This is a genomic window from Paucibacter sp. B51 (assembly GCF_027863535.1).
GTDB classification, from domain to species: Bacteria; Pseudomonadota; Gammaproteobacteria; order Burkholderiales; family Burkholderiaceae_C; genus Paucibacter_A; species Paucibacter_A aquatilis.
The window spans coordinates 3016954-3035809 of the sequence record NZ_JAPIVN010000001.1 but is presented as its reverse complement, the minus strand read 5'-3'; the positions used below and the strand labels follow the sequence as shown (position 1 = coordinate 3035809).

At 66.9% G+C, this 18856-nt stretch carries 14 protein-coding genes; 12 read left to right on the top strand and 2 right to left on the bottom strand.

What is annotated here, in order from left to right:
* Window positions 1-94: 94 nt before the first annotated feature.
* From OOB33_RS13050 to OOB33_RS13005, 10 genes are all read left to right on the top strand, one after another.
* The gene (locus OOB33_RS13050; protein WP_271010050.1) at window positions 95-1096 is read left to right on the top strand and encodes an arabinose ABC transporter substrate-binding protein; all 1002 of its coding nucleotides are present in this window, start codon (window positions 95-97) and stop codon (window positions 1094-1096) included.
* Between the two features lie 4 nt (window positions 1097-1100).
* Complete coding sequence (gene araG, locus OOB33_RS13045; RefSeq protein WP_271008998.1) at window positions 1101-2639, top strand: L-arabinose ABC transporter ATP-binding protein AraG; 1539 nt, start codon at window positions 1101-1103, stop codon at window positions 2637-2639.
* Between the two features lie 89 nt (window positions 2640-2728).
* Window positions 2729-3688, top strand: a complete 960-nt coding sequence (araH, locus tag OOB33_RS13040; protein WP_223696849.1) for an L-arabinose ABC transporter permease AraH — start codon at window positions 2729-2731, stop codon at window positions 3686-3688.
* Window positions 3689-3873: 185 nt separating this feature from the next.
* Window positions 3874-5076 carry an SIS domain-containing protein gene (locus OOB33_RS13035; protein ID WP_271008997.1) on the top strand — a complete coding sequence of 401 codons (1203 nt, stop codon included), beginning with the start codon at window positions 3874-3876 and terminating at the stop codon, window positions 5074-5076.
* Window positions 5060-6022 carry an ROK family protein gene (locus tag OOB33_RS13030; RefSeq protein ID WP_271008996.1) on the top strand — a complete coding sequence of 321 codons (963 nt, stop codon included), beginning with the start codon at window positions 5060-5062 and terminating at the stop codon, window positions 6020-6022. The genes OOB33_RS13035 and OOB33_RS13030 overlap by 17 nt, the downstream gene beginning before the upstream one ends.
* A gap of 37 nt (window positions 6023-6059) precedes the next feature.
* Window positions 6060-7349, top strand: coding sequence for a D-tagatose-bisphosphate aldolase, class II, non-catalytic subunit (locus tag OOB33_RS13025; protein WP_271008995.1), 1290 nt, complete (start codon window positions 6060-6062; stop codon window positions 7347-7349).
* 155 nt (window positions 7350-7504) lie between these two features.
* A complete protein-coding gene (locus OOB33_RS13020; RefSeq protein ID WP_171828313.1) occupies window positions 7505-8281 on the top strand; it encodes a DeoR family transcriptional regulator in 777 nt (258 codons plus the stop codon).
* 50 nt (window positions 8282-8331) lie between these two features.
* Entirely contained in the window at window positions 8332-9438 is a 1107-nt protein-coding gene (gene nagA, locus OOB33_RS13015; RefSeq protein WP_271008994.1) for an N-acetylglucosamine-6-phosphate deacetylase, read from the top strand.
* Between the two features lie 187 nt (window positions 9439-9625).
* A complete protein-coding gene (locus OOB33_RS13010; protein WP_271008993.1) occupies window positions 9626-11677 on the top strand; it encodes a M13 family metallopeptidase in 2052 nt (683 codons plus the stop codon).
* Between the two features lie 49 nt (window positions 11678-11726).
* Complete coding sequence (locus OOB33_RS13005; RefSeq protein ID WP_271008992.1) at window positions 11727-13778, top strand: M13 family metallopeptidase; 2052 nt, start codon at window positions 11727-11729, stop codon at window positions 13776-13778.
* A gap of 96 nt (window positions 13779-13874) precedes the next feature.
* Here OOB33_RS13005 and OOB33_RS13000 read toward each other — a convergent pair whose 3' ends face one another.
* Both OOB33_RS13000 and OOB33_RS12995 read right to left on the bottom strand, forming a co-directional pair.
* Window positions 13875-14984 carry a fatty acid desaturase family protein gene (locus OOB33_RS13000; RefSeq protein WP_271008991.1) on the bottom strand — a complete coding sequence of 370 codons (1110 nt, stop codon included), beginning with the start codon at window positions 14982-14984 and terminating at the stop codon, window positions 13875-13877.
* An 8-nt stretch (window positions 14985-14992) separates the two neighbouring features.
* The gene (locus OOB33_RS12995; protein WP_271008990.1) at window positions 14993-16105 is read right to left on the bottom strand and encodes a ferredoxin reductase; all 1113 of its coding nucleotides are present in this window, start codon (window positions 16103-16105) and stop codon (window positions 14993-14995) included.
* A 126-nt stretch (window positions 16106-16231) separates the two neighbouring features.
* On the opposite strand from OOB33_RS12995, the gene fabR reads away from it, so the two are divergent.
* The gene (gene fabR / locus OOB33_RS12990; RefSeq protein WP_102769925.1) at window positions 16232-16966 is read left to right on the top strand and encodes an HTH-type transcriptional repressor FabR; all 735 of its coding nucleotides are present in this window, start codon (window positions 16232-16234) and stop codon (window positions 16964-16966) included.
* 454 nt (window positions 16967-17420) lie between these two features.
* The gene (locus OOB33_RS12985; protein ID WP_271008989.1) at window positions 17421-18761 is read left to right on the top strand and encodes an integrase; all 1341 of its coding nucleotides are present in this window, start codon (window positions 17421-17423) and stop codon (window positions 18759-18761) included.
* Window positions 18762-18856: the final 95 nt, after the last annotated feature.

Sequence of the window (18856 nt, the reverse complement as noted above, 5' to 3'; positions counted from 1 at the left end):
AGGCCCGACCCCGAGGAGACATGCGATGAAACCGACCGCCACACCGAGCCCTGACGCCGCCACTGCGCTGCCTCTGCCCCCAGCCCGCCGCGCCATCTGCCGCCGCCTGGCCCTGGCGGCCGGCAGCGCCGCCCTGCTCTCTGCGGGCCTGCTGAGCACAGCCGCCCTGGCCGCCGATGCCGCTTCGCCGGTCAAGATCGGTTTCATCATCAAGCAGGTCGACGAGCCCTGGTTCCAGGACGAGTGGCGCCATGCCGAGCAGGCCGCCAAGGACAAGGGCTTCACCCTGATCAAGATCGCCGCGCCCGATGGCGACAAGCTGCTCTCCGCCATCGACAACCTGGCCGCGCAGCGCGCCCAGGGCATGATCGTCTGCGCCCCCGATGTGAAGCTGGGCCCGGCCCTGCAGGCACGGGCACGCCAGGCCAATCTCAAGCTGATCAGCGTGGACGACCGCCTGGTCAACGGCGCCGGCAAGCCGATCGAGGCGATTGCCCATGTCGGCATCTCGGCCAGCGCCATCGGCGCCCAGGTCGGCGAGGCCTTGCTGGCCGAAGTGAAAAAGCGCGGCTGGAAGCTGGCCGAGGTCGGCGCACTGCGCGTCACTTATGACCAGCTCAGCACCTCCAAGGAGCGCACCGATGGCAGCAGCGCCGTGCTGACCCAGGCCGGCCTGCCGGCCGCCAACATCGTCAGCGCCCCCATGCCCAAGGCCGACACCGAGAACGCCTTCAACGCCGCCACCGTGACCCTGACCCAGAACCCCAAGTTCAAGCAGTGGCTGGTCTTCGGCCCCAATGACGAGGCCGTGCTCGGCGGCGTGCGCGCCAGCGAGGGCAAGGGCTTCAAGGCCGCCAGCGTGATCGGCGTGGGCATCGGCGGCAGCCAATCGGCCGTCAACGAGTTCGCCAAGGCCGAGCCCACCGGCTTCGTCGCCACCGTGATGCTGAGCCCGCGCAAGCATGGCTATGACACGGCGGTCGCCATGTTCGACTGGATCAAGAACGGCAAAGAGCCCCCCAAGCTGACCCTGACCAGCGGCACCCTGGCCGACCGCGCCAATTTCAAGCAGGTGCGAACCAGCCTGGGCCTGTGACCTCATGAAGCAGGACCTGCACATCCGCGCGCTCAGCAAATCCTTTCCCGGCGTGCGTGCCCTGGGCGGCGTGGACCTCGACATCCCGGCCGGCCAGGTTCATGCCCTGCTGGGCGAGAACGGCGCGGGCAAGAGCACGCTGCTGAAAATCCTCGGCGGCGAGCTGCGCCCCGATGGCGGCAGCCTGCAGTTCGCCGGCCAGACCCTGCAGTTCAAGAGTGCCGCCGATGCGCTGAACCAGGGCATTGCCGTCATCCACCAGGAGCTGCAATACATCCCCGAGATGACGGTGCTGGAGAACCTCTGGCTGGGCCGCCTGCCGCAGCGCTGGGGCTTTGTGCGCTTTGCCGAGGCGCGCGCGCAGATGCAAGCTCAGCTGGCCCGCATCGGCATCACGCTCGACCTGGACGCCCGCATGATCGAGCTCTCCATCGGCCAGCGCCAGATGGTGGAGATCTGCAAGGCGGTGCTGCGCGATGCGCGTGTGATCGCGCTGGACGAGCCGACCAGCTCGCTCTCGCACAGCGAGACCGAAACCCTGTTCCGCCTGGTGCGCGAGCTGCGCGCGCAGGGCAAGGTGCTGATTTACGTGTCGCACCGCCTGGATGAAATCTTTGCCCTCTGCGACGGCGCCAGCGTGCTGCGCGACGGCCGCTCGGTCGGCCGCTTCGCCAGCCTGCAAGGTGTCAGCCGCGATCAGCTGGTGCAGGCCATGGTGGGCCGCGAGATCCAGGATGTGTTCGGCAGCGGCAAGAAGAAGTCCACAAGGGATACCGCAACGGCTGCACGCAGCCCACGCCTGCAAGTGCAGCAGCTGAGCGGCCGCAGCCTGCCCGAGCCGGCCAGCTTTGACGTCGCCGCCGGCGAGATCGTCGGCTTCTTCGGCCTGATGGGCGCGGGCCGCAGCGAGCTGATGCGCCTGGTCTTCGGCGCCGACCCGCGCCGCAGCGGCAAGGTGTGGCTGGACGGCGAGCCACTGCGCGGCGACTCGGTCGCCGGCTCCATCGCCGCCGGCCTGATGTTCTGCCCCGAGGACCGCAAGGAGCAGGGCATCATCGGCTGCCGCTCGGTGGCCGAGAACATCAACCTCAGCTGCCGGCGCAACACGCCGGGCCTGCTCCTCAACGCCCGCCGCGAGGCCGAGGTGGCGGCCGAGTTCATCGCCCGCCTGCGCATCAAGACGCCCAGCCCGGCGCAGGAGATCCGCCTGCTCTCGGGCGGCAACCAGCAAAAAGCCATCCTGGCCCGCTGGCTGGCCGAGCGCGAGCTCAAGGTGCTGATCATCGACGAGCCCACCCGCGGCATCGACATCGGCGCCAAGAGCGAAATCTACGAGGTGCTGCATGAGCTGGCCGCGCGCGGCGTGGCCATCGTCGTGGTCTCCAGCGAGCTGCCCGAGGTGCTGGGCCTGGCCGACCGGGTGCTGGTCATGCGCCAGGGCCGCATCGCCGGCAGCCTGGCCCGCGGCGAGGCCAATGAGGCCCGGGTGCTGGCCCTGGCCCTGCCCGATGGCGGCGCCCTCCCAGAAGCGCAAGCGGCCTGAAGCCCTGATCTCGACTGTCACCGAATCCTGAATCGACCCCGATGAACACGAGCACCGACTCTTTGTCTTCCACGCCCATGCCAGAGCCCATGCAAGCCGCCTCCCCCGCCCGCCGAAAGACCCTGCTGCGCCTGCTGGACGAGCACAGCCTGCTGCTGATCTTCGCCCTGCTCTTCGGCGTGCTCTCGCTGACGGTGGAGTATTTCTTCAGTGTGCCGAACATGATCGGCTTGGCACTCTCGGTCTCGCAGATCGGCATGGTGGCCTGCGCCATGACCTTCTGCATCGCCTCGCGCGATTTCGACCTGTCCATCGGTTCCACCGTGGCCCTGGCCGGCGTGCTCTGCGCCACCGTGATCAACCAAACCGAGAGCATCGCCCTGGGCATTGCCGCAGCCCTGGCGGCCGGCGCCGTGATCGGCTGGGTCAATGGCGTGGTGATCGCGCGCTGGAAGATCAACGCCCTGATCACCACCCTGGCCACCATGGAGATCGTGCGCGGCCTGGCCTTCATCACCGCGGGTGGCCAGGCGGTGGGCATCTCGGCCGATGCCTTCTTTGAGCTCGGCAATGCCTTCTGGCTGGGCCTGCCGGTGCCGGTCTGGATCACCATCGCCTGCGTGGCCTTGTTCGCCCTGCTGCTCAACCGCACGGTCTACGGCCGCAACACCCTGGCCATCGGCGGCAACCCCGAAGCCGCCCGCCTGGCCGGCATCCACGTGGCCCGCGTGCGCATCACCATCTTCCTGATCCAGGGTGTGGTGGCGGCGGCGGCCGGCGTCATCCTGGCGGCGCGCATCACCAGCGGCCAGCCCAATGCGGCCCAGGGCTTCGAGCTCAATGTGATCTCGGCCTGCGTGCTGGGCGGTGTCTCGCTGATGGGCGGCCGCGCCAGCATCTCGGGCATGGTGGTGGGCGTGCTCATCATGGGCACGGTGCAGAACGCGATGAACCTGCTCAATATCGACGCCTTCTACCAGTACATGGTGCGCGGCGGCATCTTGCTGCTGGCCGTGGCCTTGGACCAACTGCGTCGCAAGGACAGCTGAAGCAGCCCGACGGGCCAGCGGGCATCCGGCCCGGCGCAGCCGGCCCGGCGCAGCCGGCCTGGCTTGAAGCGATCACCCGAAAGTCAATTTCTTTTGTTTAATCGATATTTCTTTCCTTTACGCGAGCTTGCTTGACGAATCGAAAGTTAAACGATAAATTTCACGACAATCTTTCGATAAAAACAATGACTACTCTTCTCAACCGCAGCGCCAGCGACTGGCAGCACTTGCAAGGCCTGGCCACGGCGGAGGAAATCGCGCAGCAGCCCCGCGTCTGGCGCGAGCTGGCCGCCTCGCTGGCCGACCATCAAGCCCAGCTGCGCGCTTTTCTCGACGCATGGCTGAGCCAGCCCAGCCACCGGGTCATCCTGACCGGCGCGGGCAGCTCGGCCTATGTGGGCCAGACCCTGGCCGACGAGATCAACCGCGACTGGCCCGCCGAAGTGCGCGCCGTGGCCACCACCAGCCTGCTGACCCACCCCGAGCTCTATCTGCAGCGCGAGCAGCCCACCTTGCTGGTGTCCTTCGCGCGCAGCGGCAACAGCCCGGAAAGCCTGGCTGCCGTCGAGCTGCTGCGTCAGCAGATCGATGCGCCGCGCTTCCTGAACATCACCTGCAATGCCGAGGGCGAGCTCTACCGCAACAACGCGGCCCGCGCCGACACCCTGAACCTGCTGATGCCGGCCGCCTCCTGCGACCGCGGTTTTGCCATGACCAGCAGCTTCAGCAGCATGCAGCTGGCCGCCCTGGCCGCCTTCAGCCGCGCACCCTGGGCCGAACGCCTGGCCCGCCTGGAACTGGTGGCGAGCCGCGCCGAGGCCTTGCTGGCCCAGCATGCGGCCACCCTGGCCGAGCTGGCCGCCCAGCCTTTCGACCGCATCGTCTACCTGGGCAGCGGCCCGCTGGAGGCGCTGGCGCAAGAGTCGGCACTCAAGGTGCTGGAGCTGACCAGCGGCCGGGTGCTGGCCTTCTCGAACACCTTGCTGGGCTTCCGCCACGGCCCCAAATCCATGCTCAATGGCCAGAGCCTGGTCGTGATCTTCCAATCGCAGGACGCACATGCGCGCCGTTATGAGCAGGACCTGCTGAACGAGCTGCTGCGCGACGGCATCGCCGGCCGCGTGCTGCTGATCGGCGAGGCCGGTGCCGGCGCGCTGCAGGGCGACAACCCTCTGCTGAGCCGCGCCCTGAGCGCCGAACCCAGCGGCCTGAGCGACAGCTGGCTGACCACGCTGTGGCTGATCCTGGCGCAGCAGTACGCCCTGCACCGCTCGGTGGCCCTGGGCCTGACGCCGGACAATCCCTTCCCCGATGGCACGGTCAACCGGGTCGTGCAGGGTGTGGAGATTTATCCCTATGTCGAATCCGCCCGTGTCCACTGCGACTGAGTCCAGCCCGCCGGCCGGCGCGCCCTGCTACGGCCTGGACATCGGCGGCACCAAGATCGAGTTGGTCGCCTTTGATGGCGGCGAGCCCGGCTTCGCCGAGCTCTACCGCCGCCGCGTGGCCACGCCGACGCAGGATTTCGAGGCCTTTGTCGAGGCGATTGCCGAGCTGGTGATTGAGGCCGACCGGGTCCTGGCTTGCAGCGGCCGCGTGGGCCTGGGCCTGCCCGGCATCATCAGCCCGCAGACCGGCTTGCAGCTCAGCTCGAACGTGCCCGCGCTCAGCGGCCGCGCCGTGCCGCAAGCCCTGCGCGAGCGCCTGGGCCGGCCCGTGGCCATCGGCAATGACTGCCAGTGCTTTGCCCTGTCCGAGGCGCAAGGCGGCGCGGCGGAAGGGTTTGCGTCCATGTTCGGCGCCATTCTCGGCACCGGGGCAGGCGGCGGCTTTTGCGTCCAGGGCCGGCTGATCGGCGGCTACAACGGACTGGCCGGTGAGTGGGGCCACTGGGCCCTGCCGGCGCTGCTGCAACAGCGCCACCGCCTGCCCCTGCTGGCCTGTGCCTGCGGGCTGCAGAGCTGTGTCGAGCGCTATGTCTCGGGCAGCGGCCTGGCGGCCCTGTTCCAGCATTTCGGCGGCCCGGCAGGCCAGTCCGTGCCCCAGATCGTGGCCGCGGCCGATGCGGGCGAGGCCCACGCGCACCAGGCCCTGGCCGTGCATCTGGACCTGCTGGGCCATGCCCTGGCCGGCCTGATCATGGCCTACGACCCCCATGTGCTGGTGCTGGGCGGGGGGCTGTCCAAGCTGCAAAGCCTCTACACCGATCTGCCCGAGGCGATAGGCCCGCATCTCTTCCAGGGCGTCAGCGTGCCGCCCATCCTGCCGCCGCGTTTCGGCGATGCCGGCGGCGCGCGCGGTGCCGCGCTGCTGGCGCGCCAGCGCCTGAGCTGAAGCCGCTCTGCCCCCATTTCCATTCCTGCCTGCCCCCATGTCCCATCTGCTCGCCACCATCACCGCCCACCGCAGCGGCCAGCCCGTCGGCCTCTACAGCGTCTGCTCGGCCAACCCTTTTGTGCTGCAGGCGGCGATGGAGGTGGCGCGCGCCTACGACACACCGCTGCTGGTCGAATCGACCTCCAACCAGGTGGACCAGTTCGGCGGCTACACCGGCATGACGCCGCCGCAGTTCCGCGACTATGTGCAGGCCCTGGCGGCGGAGACTCAATTCCCGATCGATCGCATCGCCCTGGGCGGTGACCACCTGGGCCCCAATGCCTGGCAGCATCTGCCGGCCGCCGATGCCATGGGCCATGCCCGCGTGCTGATCGAGGCCTATGTGGCGGCGGGCTTCGAGAAGATCCACCTCGACTGCAGCATGGCCTGTGCCGACGACACCCGGCCGCTCAGCGACGCGACCGTGGCCGCACGCTCGGCCGATCTGGCCCTGGTGGCCGAGGCCACGGCCGCGCGCCTGGGTGTGGCGCCACCGGTCTATGTGATCGGCACCGAGGTGCCGGTGCCGGGCGGCGAAGCCTCGCTGGGCGGCGGCGTGGCCGTCACCGCGCCGGCGGCCGCCGCCGCCACCCTGGCCGTGCATGAGCAGGCCTTTGCGGCCCAGGGCCTGGAAGCAGCATGGCAACGTGTGATCGCCATGGTGGTGCAGCCCGGCGTCGATTTCGACCACAGCCAGGTCCAGCACTACCAGCCGGCCGCCGCAGGGGCGCTGTCGGCCTTCATCGAAACCCAGCCGCGCCTGGTCTTCGAGGCCCACTCGACCGACTACCAGACGGAAGCCTCGCTGCACGCCCTGGTGCGAGATCACTACGCCATCCTCAAGGTCGGCCCAGCAGTCACTTTTGCCCTGCGCGAGGCCTGGTTTGCGCTCTCGGCCATCGAGCGCGAGCTGCTGCCGGCCGAGCATCAGGCTGATCTGCCCGGTGTGCTGGAGCGCTGCATGCTGAACGAGCCCAAGCATTGGGCCAAGCACTATGCCGGCAGCCCAGACGAGCAGCGCCTGCTGCGCCGCTTTGCCTTCAGCGACCGCTGCCGCTACTACTGGGGCGAGCCCGAGGTGCAAACCGCCCTGCAGCGCCTGATCGCCAATCTGAAGTCCAGCGGCATTCCCCTGCCCCTGCTGAGTCAGCACCTGCCGCAGCAGTTGGAGGCCGTGCTGGCCGGCGAGCTGGCCGCCGAGCCCGCAGCCCTGGCCCGCCACAAAGTGGGGCTGGAGTTGGCCCGCTACGCCCGGGCCTGTGCCCGCAACCGCCACCCCGCCTGAGCGCCCGGCCGGGGCGCCGACACATCGAAAGTACCAATAGCTCGATTCTTTCGTTCAATTAAGATTCATTCCGATCACAAGCTTTGAACCGAGCCCGCCACGAGCCAGCTTGAGTTTGAGCCTCAAAAACCCCTTGAATCGAAAGCCACGAGTCCATGAGGAATACCCGAGAGCGGCGCGAACAGATCCTGCAAATGCTGATGGAGAACGGCAGCGTGCAGGTGGCCGAGCTGGTGCCCATGATGGGCGTGTCGGCCGTGACCATACGCACCGACCTGAGCGTCTTCGAGGACCAGGGCCTGGTCACCCGCAACTACGGCGGCGCCAGCTTGAACCGCATGCCGCCGCAGGAGCAGAACATCCGCCAGAAGGATGAGCTGAACTCGACGCTGAAAGAGCGCATCGGCGCACGCGCCGCGGCCCTGGTCGAGCCGGGCGACAACATCATCATCGACTCGGGCACCACCACCATGCCCCTGGCCCGCCACCTGCGCCAGCTGCCCGCCGACGCCCGCGTGACGGTGATGACCAACGGCCTGAACATCGCCTGGGAGCTGGCCGATGCCGAGGGCGTGGAGCTGATGCTGACCGGCGGCCTGCTGCGCAAGAAGTCGCTGTCCATCCAGGGCTCGCAGGCCGAGGCCAGCCTGAACGGCTACAACTTCGACAAGCTGTTTCTCGGCGTGGACGGCCTGGACCTGCAGTTCGGCATCACCACCCACCACGAGGCCGAGGCCAGCATCAACCGCAAGATGGTCGAGCGCGCCAAAAAGGTCTTCGTCGTCAGCGACGCCTCCAAGTTCGGCCGCGTCAGCCTGCACCGCATCATCCAGATGGACCGGGTGCACACCGTCATCACCGATGCGGGCATCAGCACCGAGTATCGCGAAGGCCTGCAGCGCCTCGGCATCGAACTGATCGTGGTGGATTGAACGCTTCATCGCGCTTCTTCTTCCATGCGAATCCCTAACGCCTCAAATCCATGAACCCGCAGTCCCTCTCGGGTCGCATCCTCGGCCCGCAGGGCTGGGTGCGCGGCCATCTCGAATTCTTAGCCGATGGGCGCATCGCCGCCCTGCACGAGGACGCCAGCGCGCCCGAGGACCGGCTGATCCTGCCCGGATTTGTCGACCTCCATGTGCACGGCGGCCTGGGCGTGGACATCATGGAGGGCGGCGAGAGCGCCCGCACCGTGGCGCGCGCCCATGCCCGCCACGGCACGACCAGCCTGCTGGCCACCACCATGACCGCGCCGCAAGGCGATATCGAGCGCGCCCTGCAAGGCATTGGCGCGGTGATGGCCGAGCCGCGGGCTGACGAGGCGCGCATCCTCGGCGTGCATCTGGAAGGCCCTTACCTGAGCTCACGCCGGCTCGGTGCCCAACCCGACATCGTCAGTCGCGCCACGCTGGAAGCGGTGCAGGCCTTTTCTGCCCTGGCGGCCATCAAGGTGCTGACCCTGGCGCCCGAGATCCCCGGCCACCTGGCCCTGATCCCCGAGCTCAGCGCCCTGGGCATCCGCGTGCAGATCGGCCACAGCGCCGGCAGCTACGAGGACGGCGTGGCCGCACTCAAGGCCGGCGTGGCCGGCTTCACCCACCTGTTCAACGGCATGCCGGGCCTCAACCACTACGAGCCCGGCATGGTGGGCGCGGCCCTGGCCCATGCCGAGTATGCCGAGCTAATCCCCGATCTGCAGCATGTGCACCCGGGCGCCATGCGCGCGGCCCTGCGCGCCATCCCCAAGCTCTACTGCGTGACCGACGCCACCGCGGCAACCGGCATGCCGGACGGCGAATACAGCCTGGGCTCGCAGCGCGTGCTCAAGTGCCTAGGCTGCGTGCGCCTGGCCACCGGCTCCCTGGCCGGCAGCGCCCTGACCATGGATCAGGCCTTGCGGAATCTGGTCGAGGTGGGGCTCAGCGTGGAAGACGCTTCGGCGCGCCTGTCACGCAACCCGGCCGACTACCTGGGCCTGGCCGAGCGCGGCCGCCTGCAGGCCGGCGCCTGGGCCGATGCGGTGGTGTTCGACCCTGAGCTGCAGTTGCAGCAGGTCTGGGTGCAAGGCCAGCGCGTCTCGCTGGATTGAACACAGCCTTGAAGGTCGACTCGGGAAACTCCCGAGCGCTGACTTTCGGCACGCCCGGCCATGCCGGGTAGGCTCGCGCCAACCGATCTCCACATGCGCGGTCTGCCCCGATTGCCAATGCCCGGTTTCGCAGGAAGCCGGGCATTTCCCATTTCTGAACCTGATCTTTGATTTGCGAACTCCCGCCATGAACGCCTTTCAACACTGCACCCTGGTGGCCCTGCTCCACGTCGCCGGCATCTCGGGCCTGAGCGCCCTGGCCAGCGGCGCGGCCCTGGCCGCAGACGCACCGGCCTCCGGCCTGGACCTGCCCTACTTCGACCGCAAGGTGCGGGTGCAGGACGACCTGTTCCGCGCCACCAACGGCGGCTGGATCAAGGCCACCACCATCCCGGCCGACAAGGGCTCCTGGGGCAGCTTCGAGAAACTGGCCGAGCTCAGCGACCAGCGCGTGCGCGCCCTGGCCGAGGGCCTGGCGGCGCAGCCTCAGGCCGAAGGCAGCAAGGAGGCCAAGATCGGCCAGTTCTACGCCGCCTTTCTGGACACCGCCCGCATCGACAGCGAGGGCTTGAGCGCCCTGCAGCCGCGCCTGGACGAGATCGCCGCACTGGCCAGCCGCGAGCAATTGCTGGTCTGGCTGGGCTCGGCCCAGGGCCAGCTGCGCCAGCCCTTCCGCCTGGCCCTAGGCCCCGACCCCAAGGCGCCCATGGTCAACCGCCTGCAGCTGGCCCAGTCGGGCCTGGGCCTGCCCGAGCGCGACTACTACCTGAACCAGCGCGACCCCAGCCTGGCCAAGGCCCGCAGCGCCTATCTGGCCTACCTGAGCAAGCTGGCGCGCCTGAGCGGCGAAGCCCAGCCGGCCGAAGCCGCACGCCGCGTGCTGGCCCTGGAAACGCGCATGGCCAAGGCGCATTGGGACGTGGTCAGCAGCCGCGATGTGCAAAAAACCTACAACCCGATGACGCCAGCCGAGCTGAGCGCCGCCGCGCCGGGCCCGGACTGGAACGCCTTCTTCGCCGCCGCCCAGCTCAAGGCCGTGGACAAGCTGACCGTGGCCCAGCCCAGCGCCATCCGCGGCCTGGCCCAGCTGCTGGCCGAAGCGCCGCTGGCCGACTGGAAGCTCTATGCCAAGCTGCACACCCTGGACGCCCACGCCGCCGTGCTGCCCCAGCCCTTCCGCGCCGCGGCCTTTGCCTTCCACGGCCGCGCCATGAGCGGCACGCAGCAGGAGCTGCCGCGCTGGAAGCAAGGCGTGGATGCGATCAACGAGGCCCTGGGCGAAGCCGTGGGCGAGCTCTACGTGGCCCAGCATTTCCCGCCGGCGCAAAAGGCGCGCATGCAGGAGCTGGTGGCCAATCTGCTGGCCGCCTACAAGAGCTCGGTCGACGGCCTGAGCTGGATGACGCCCGAGACCAAGCTGCAAGCGCAGGACAAGCTGTCCAAATACCTGGTCAAGATCGGCTACCCCGATGTCTGGCGCGACTACAGCGCCCAGCAGGTCAAGGCCGGCGACGCGATCGGCAACCAGCAGCGCGCGGCGCAGTTCGCCTGGGCCCGCGAGGCCGCCAAGGTGGGCCAGAAGGTCGACCGCAGCGAATGGGGCATGGTGCCGCAACAGGTCAACGCCTACTACAACGAGACCTTCAACGAGATCGTCTTCCCGGCCGCCATCCTGCAGCCGCCCTTCTTCGACATGAAGGCCGATGACGCGGTCAATTACGGCGGCATCGGTGCCGTGATCGGCCACGAGATCAGCCACGGCTTCGACGACCAGGGCGCCCAGTACGACGGCGACGGCATGCTGCGCGACTGGTGGCAGCCGGCCGACCGCAAGGCCTTCGAGGCCCTGGGCCAGCGCCTGGCCCAGCAGTTCAGCGCCTACCAGGCCCTGCCCGGCAAGCGCGTCAATGGCCAGCTGACCTTGGGCGAGAACATCGCCGACCTGTCGGGCCTGCAGATCGCCTACAAGGCCTACCAGGCCTCGCTGGGCGGCAAGCCGGCGCCGGTGCTGGATGGCTACACCGGTGAGCAACGCTTCTTCCTCGGCTTCGCGCAGATCTGGCGCGAGAAGGTGCGCCCGCCCCTGCTCTTGCAACAGCTGATGGCCGACCCGCATTCGCCGGGCCAGTTCCGCGCCAACGGCGGCGTGGTCAACCACGACGCTTTCCACCAGGCCTTCGGCACCCGCAAGGGCGACCGCCTGTTCAAGCCCGAGGGCGAGCGCATCCGCATCTGGTGAGGCGATGCACCCCACCGAGTCTCCGACACCATTCACAAGGAATCCGCCCATGTTGAAGCACCCTTCCCGGCTCGCCACCCTGCCCTTGCTGGTGGCACTGGCCTGCGGCGCCGTTGCGGCCCAGGCCGCGACGATTGCAGACACGAGCACCCCGGTCATCCAGGGCCTGGACCGCAGCAGCTTCGACCCCAGCGTGCGGCCGCAGGACGATCTCTTCCGCGCCGTCAACGGCCTGTGGCTGAAGAACACCGAGATCCCCGCCGACAAATCGCGTTATGGCAGCTTCGACCTGCTGATCGACCAGTCCGACGCGCGCGTGCGCGCCCTGATCGACGAGCTGGCCCGCGGCCAGCATGCGGCCGGCAGCAATGCCCAGAAGATCGCCGACTACTACCGCAGCCACCTCGACACCGAGGCGATCGAGCGCGCCGGCCTGGCGCCCATCCAGCCGCTGCTGAAAGAGATCTCGGCCATCAAGGACCGGACGGCGCTGGCGCAATGGCTGGGCCGCTCACAGCTCTTCGCCGCCTCGCCGGTGCGCGTGGGTGTGACGGCCGAGGCCAAGAACCCCAAGATGAACGGCGTGCGCATGGGCCAGAGCGGCCTGGGCCTGCCGGACCGCGACTACTACCTGCTCAAGGATGACGTCCGCATGGCCAAGGCTCGCGAGGCCTACCGCGTCTACCTGGGCCAGCTGGCGGGCATCGCCGGTGAAGCCGAGCCCGCCGCGGCCGCCCAGCGCGTGCTGGCCCTGGAAGAGCGCATCGCCACCGTGCACTGGGACAAGGTCGACAACCGCAACCCGGTCAAGACCAACAACCCGACCCGCGTGGCCGATCTGCGCGAGCAGGCGCCCGGCTTCGACTGGATGGCCTATCTGGAATCGGCCGGCCTGGGCAAGACCACCAGCATCGATGTGGCCCAGCCCAGCGCCATCCGCGCCCTGGCCGGCCTGCTGGCCGAGCAGCCGCTGGAGGACTGGAAGCTCTACCTGCGCCTGCACGCCCTGAGCCGCAGCGCCGATGTGCTGCCCAAGGCGGTGCGCGAAGCCAGCTTCGCCTTCCGCCAGGCCCTGACCGGCGCCAAGACGGAACTGCCGCGTTGGCAGCAGTCCATCAACGACACCAACAGCGCGCTCGGCGAGGCGGTGGGCGAGCTCTGGGTGGCGCGCCACTTCCCGGCCGCCTACAAGGCCCGCATGCAGACCCTGGTGGCCAATTTGATGGCGGCCTACAAGGACTCGATCGACGGCCTGAGCTGGATGAGCCCGGCCACCAAGGCGCAGGCCCAGGACAAGCTGTCCAAGTACACGACCAAGATCGGCTACCCCGAACAATGGCGCGACTACAGCCGCCTCGAGGTCAAGCCCGGCGATGCCTTTGGCAACAGCCAGCGCGCGGCGCGCTTCGCCTGGGAGCGCATGGTGGCCAAGGCCGGCCAGCCGGTGAACCGCAAGGAATGGGGCATGACGCCGCAGACCGTCAACGCCTACTACAGCGGCTCGGCCAACGAGATCGTCTTCCCGGCCGCCATCCTGCAGCCGCCTTTCTTCAGCATGGAAGCGGACGACGCCATCAACTACGGCGCCATCGGTGCTGTGATTGGTCATGAGATCAGCCACGGCTTTGACGACCGCGGCAGCCAGTTCGACGGCGACGGCGTGCTGCGCGACTGGTGGACCCAGGAAGACCGCGCCGCCTTCGAAGCCATCGCCGCCAAGCTGGTGGCGCAGTACGAGGGCTACCAGCCCCTGCCCGGCAAACGCATCAACGGCCGCCTGACCCTGGGCGAGAACATCGCCGACCTGTCCGGCTTGCAGATTGCCTACAAGGCCTATCTGCGCTCGCTGGGCGGCAAGCCGGCGCCGGTGATCGGCGGCACGACGGGCGCCCAGCGCTTCTTCCTCGGCTTCTCGCAGATCTGGCGCAACAAGTACCGCGACGAACGCCTGCTGCAGCAGCTGACTACGGACAGCCACTCGCCCGGCGAGTTCCGCGCCAACGGCACGGTCAGCAACCACGACGGCTTCCACGAGGCCTTCGGCACCAAGGCTGGTGACGCCTTGTTCAAGCCGGCCGCCGAGCGCCTGCGCATCTGGTGAGCGGCCGCCACCGGGCCTGAAACGACAAAGGGCGGAGCGCCGATGGCGCTCCGCCCTTTTCTCATTCGACCCTCGCTTGGAGGACGCGCGTACGAATCAGCCCTGCAGGCTGGCCACCGCCGCGCGGCGCGGCCGGCTCGGGAAGCTGTGGCGCAAGATGCGCCAGATCACCTGGCCGAACTGCTTGGGCAGCGAGCCGGTGTTGTAGTGCACGCCGTAGCGGCGGCAGATGTCGCGCACCACCGGCGCCATCTCGACATAGCGATTGGCAGGCACATCGGGGAAGAGATGGTGCTCGATCTGGTGGCTCAGATTGCCCGACAGCGTGTTCAGCACAAAGCCACCGGCCAGATTGCTGGAGCCGCGGATCTGGCGCCAGTACCAGTGGGCGCGGGTCTCGTTCTTCAGCACATTGCGGTGGAAGGTCTCGACCTCGGTGGTGAAGTGGCCGCAGAAGATGATGGTGTAGGTCCAGACATTGCGCAGCATATTGGCGACCAGATTGCCCGCCAGCACCACCAGGAAGCCCGGGCCAGCCAGGGCCGGGAAGATCAGGTAATCCTTGATCAGCTGGTGCGAGATCTTGCGGCCGGCCAGCTTGAGCTCACGGCGCGCGGCGCGGCCGTGCTTGCCGAAATAGCCGCCCTTGGGCAGGTTCTGGATGGCCACGCCCCACTGAAAGAAGAGCGCGAAAAACACCGCCACGATGGGCTGGATCAACGCCAGGGGCTGCCACTTCTGCTCAGGGAAGAGGCGCAGCAGGCCATAGCCGATATCGTCGTCGAGGCCGTGGATGTTGGTGTAGGTGTGGTGGCGGAAGTTGTGGGTCTTGCGCCAGTTGTCGCTGGTGCCGACGATGTCCCACTCAAAGCTCTTGCCCTGGAACTTGGGGTCTCCCATCCAGTCGAACTGTCCATGGATGACGTTATGGCCCAGCTCCATATTGTCGAGAATCTTGGACAGCGCCAGGCTCAGCGCGCCGACGATCCAGAAACCGATCAGCCAGGGCATGGGCAGGAAAGCGCCGATCATCAGGGCGGCGCGGCCGATCACCTCGGTCCAGCGCACGGCCTTGAAGATGTTGCGGATGTAGCGCGCGTCGCGCACGCCCAGATCGGCCACGGTGCGGGCACGCAGGGCCTCGATTTCGGCGCCGAAGCTTTCCAGCTCGGCCGGCGAGAGATTGCGGGTCAGGGACTTGCTCATGAGCTTGTTTACAGATCCAAACTGAGGTCGGTACAGGCGCGGCTGACGCAGATGCGAATCGCGCTGTTGGGCTCGCTGCAACGCTCGCCGGTGTTCATGTCTTCGGCCAGGCCTTCGTGCTTGGTGCAGACGCAGCTGTGGCAGATGCCCATGCGGCAGCCCGAGGCCGGGCGCACCCCTTGGGCCTCCAGCGCAGCCAACAGGGACATGCCCGAAGCCACCTCCAGCGTGCGGCCGGAGCGGCGCAGTTCCACCTGCACCTGATGCTTGCTGTCGGTGTTCAAGGGCACGGCGGGCGTGAAGGCCTCGGCCTTGAAGCTGGCCGCCTGGCCCGCGAGCAGTTCGCGCGCCTGGGCCGCAAAGCCGCCCGGGCCGCAGGCCAGGGCATGGGTCTCGGCGCCCACACCAGCCAGGCGCGGCGCGAGCAGATCGGCATCGATGCGGCGGCCGCCTTGCTGGGTGGCGATCAGTTGAAACTGGAAGTTCGGAAAGCGCTGAGTCAGGGCCTGCAGCTCCGGCACAAAACAAGCATGGGCGCTGGTCTTGACCCAGTACATCAGCGTGACCGGAACCGGCATCTGGCGCGCCGCCAGTTCACGCACCAAGCTCATCAGCGGCGTGATGCCGCTGCCCGCAGCCAGCAGCAGGTAGCGGCCTTGCAGGGCGCTTGGCAGCACCAGGTCACCAAAAGCCGGGCCGATGTCCAGCACATCGCCCACGCGGGTGCGCGTACAAAGATGGGTGGACATCAAACCGCCATCGACCTGCTGTACCGTGACGGCGAAGCGGCCATCGGCCCGCGGCACATCGCACAGGCTGTAGGAGCGGGTGACCCGGCGACCCTCGATCTCGACGCCGAGGTTCAGATGCTGGCCCGGGATGAAGCCCTGCCAGTGGCGGTTGGGCTGCAGCACCAGAGTGACGGCACCCAGCGCGGCCTCGCGGCGCTCGACCACGCGAGCCAGGGGGCGTTCCCAGGTCCAGAGGCGGTTGAGGTGCCCGGCCCAGTAGTCAAACACGGCGGGGTCGACAAAAGCGCCCGCCCAGCGACGCAGCAATGGGGGCTGCTGGCGCGGAGAAGAGGCGGACGGGGAGGAAACTGCGGGGGTCAATGCGCTCACGAACAACACTCCGTCCAGGGGGAAACACTGGACTGAGGCGATTATATGCATGAGCATACAAATTTATATACGCTCGTATATTAATTAAAGCGTCGGTATGATGCATGCCTCGCACCGACCGCCTCCATGACCCCCACGCTCGCGCCCCTGCCCCACGCTGCCGCCCTCGAAACCCCGGTTTCGGTGCTTGCCGTGGACGCGCACGAGGCGCCGAGTGTCAGCGGCCCTGGCCGCAAGGCCCTGATCACCCGCGACGACATCATCCAGGCCGCCCTCAAGCTGGTCGGCCCGCACCGCAGCGTCTCTTCCCTGAGCCTGCGCGAGGTGGCGCGCGAAGCCGGCATTGCGCCCAACAGCTTCTACCGCCAGTTCCGTGACATGGACGAGCTGGCCGTAGCCCTGATCGAGCTGGCCGGTCTCTCTCTGCGCAACATCATTGGCGAAGCCCGCCGCCGCTCCATCGGCGGCACCAGTGTGGTTCGCAGCGCGGTGCAGGCCTTCATGGACCAGCTGAGCTCCAACGATGTGCTGCTGCACATCCTGCTGCGCGAAGGCACGGTGGGCTCGGATGCGTTCAAGCACGCGGTCGACCGACAGCTGAGCTTTTTCGAAGAAGAGTTGCGCCAAGACCTGATCCGCCTGGCCGAAGCCAATGGCACAGGCCTCTACGAGCCCGGCCTGACTGCCAAGGCGATCACCCGCCTGGTGTTTGCCATCGGCTCCACCGCCATGGACCTGCCTCGCGACAAGCTGCCCGAGCTGACCGAGCAATTGGTGGTGATGGTGCGCATGATCGTCACCGGCACCCAGACCATGTCCGTGGTCGGATCGCCCGACCAACCGCCTGCTGCGCGCGACTGAAGCCGCACTTGGGCCCGCGCACAGGCGCGCCTCTCCCTTTCTCACATCGCTACGCCACTTCCCAACGCGCGTCCTGCTGAACGCATGGACAGGACTTCGCGCAAGAGCTTGTGATTGCAGCCACTCAATTCGGATAGCACGCGTCGATTCCGATGCGGCAATGAAAAAAGCACCAGCTGCTTTCGCATCTAGTGCTTGTTCCATTCTTAATTTTGGTGGGCCCTGAGTGACTCGAACACTCGACCTACGGATTAAGAGTCCGAAAAATATGGATTTTCGCGGCTGAAGCCGGACAACACATCAATCGTAAGTTGTTGATTCATATAGAAACGCTGCCAGCAACGTCCTAGAATTTCCAACATCAATCGCGCCAAAACTGGCACCAGACTGGCACCAGCTCCAAATCGCTGAGGCAATACTGGCACCAGACTGGCACCAGATGGAGAGGCAAGGGATGGCGACCAAAGTACAAAAAACTGCTGGCGAGACACTCGCAGGCCTGAAGCCAGGACAGTTCATCACGATGGCAAAGGTCATTCCAAACGGCGCACTGCAAGCTCGCAAGCTATCCAGCGGAGCGGTGAAACTCTACTGGCGCTACACATTCAAAGGTGGGACTGACCGTGTTGAGATTGGCCTTTACGACGGTAAGTTACCGCCCAAGACCCTAGCCCCCATCGACGGCCGATGGACTATTGCCGCAGCAACGGCTGAAGCAACAAGACTGGCATTGCAGCACGACGATGCCAAGAGCCAAGGTGGGCATGCGGGGCTTGTACAAGCCAAGGCAGAAGCCCAAGCCAAAGCCATCAACGACCAAGCGGCTGCACTAGCCCAAGCTCAAGCCGAGCTTGACCGGCGCAGCAAGTACTCGCTGGCCGAATTGCTGAGAGCCTATTGGCTCTATCTTGAATCGCTCGGCCGAACCTCATTCAAGGACGCCAAATCCATTCTGACCAATCACGCGATAGCGGCCTTTCCTGAAACTGCAAGTCAGCCTGCTACGGACGTGACCGACGAGCAAGTGGCGGACATGAGCCGAAGACTGATCGAGGCGGGCAAAGAGCGTACAGCCAACAAGCTCCGGGCCTATATGGGAGCGGCCTACGAGGTCGCTCGCAAAGCCAAGACGAACCCCAAGATTCCGGTTGCATTCAAGGGCTACCAGGTCAAGCACAACCCCGCAGCTGAAACCGCCGCCAACAGTGACGCCAACAAGGCCGACAAGAACCCGCTATCCGCTGACGAAATGCGGATCTATTGGAATTGCATCAAGGATTTGCCTGGCATCAAGGGCGCGACGCTCAGACTGCACCTGCTGACAGGCGGGCAGCGAATCGAACAAATGGTCCGACTGAAGTCTGCTGACGTGACCGCTGACAGCATCACGATCTTCGACGGCAAGGGGCGCCCAGGTCGGCCTGCACGAAGGCATACCCTGCCCCTAACCGGAAAAGCGCAAGAAGCCATTCAGCAGCTAGACCTGTCGGGTGAATATGCAATCTCTACAGCCGCGGGCGAAAACGTCGGCGCAACCCATGTCGTCAGTTCGACCCTGAGTGCTTGGGCCAGCGATGCGGTTGGCGACAAGATCGCCTGCTTTCAGACCAAACGAATTCGAAGCGGCGTGGAGACCGTCCTGGCCAGCCTGAAGATCAGCAAAGACACACGCGGAAGGCTCCAAAGTCATGGCATCAGTGGAGTGCAAGACCGCCACTACGACGCGTACGACTACTTGCCCGAACTGCGCGCAGCACTAGAGGAGTTAGAGAGGGCATGTACAACAGACGCATGAACGTGCCGCCGCCCGACACACCCACTCGATTGTCAATCCAATTCGCCCCTCCCGGGAAGGGAGCAGGTCCGCGATACCTCGCCCGTACTGATACC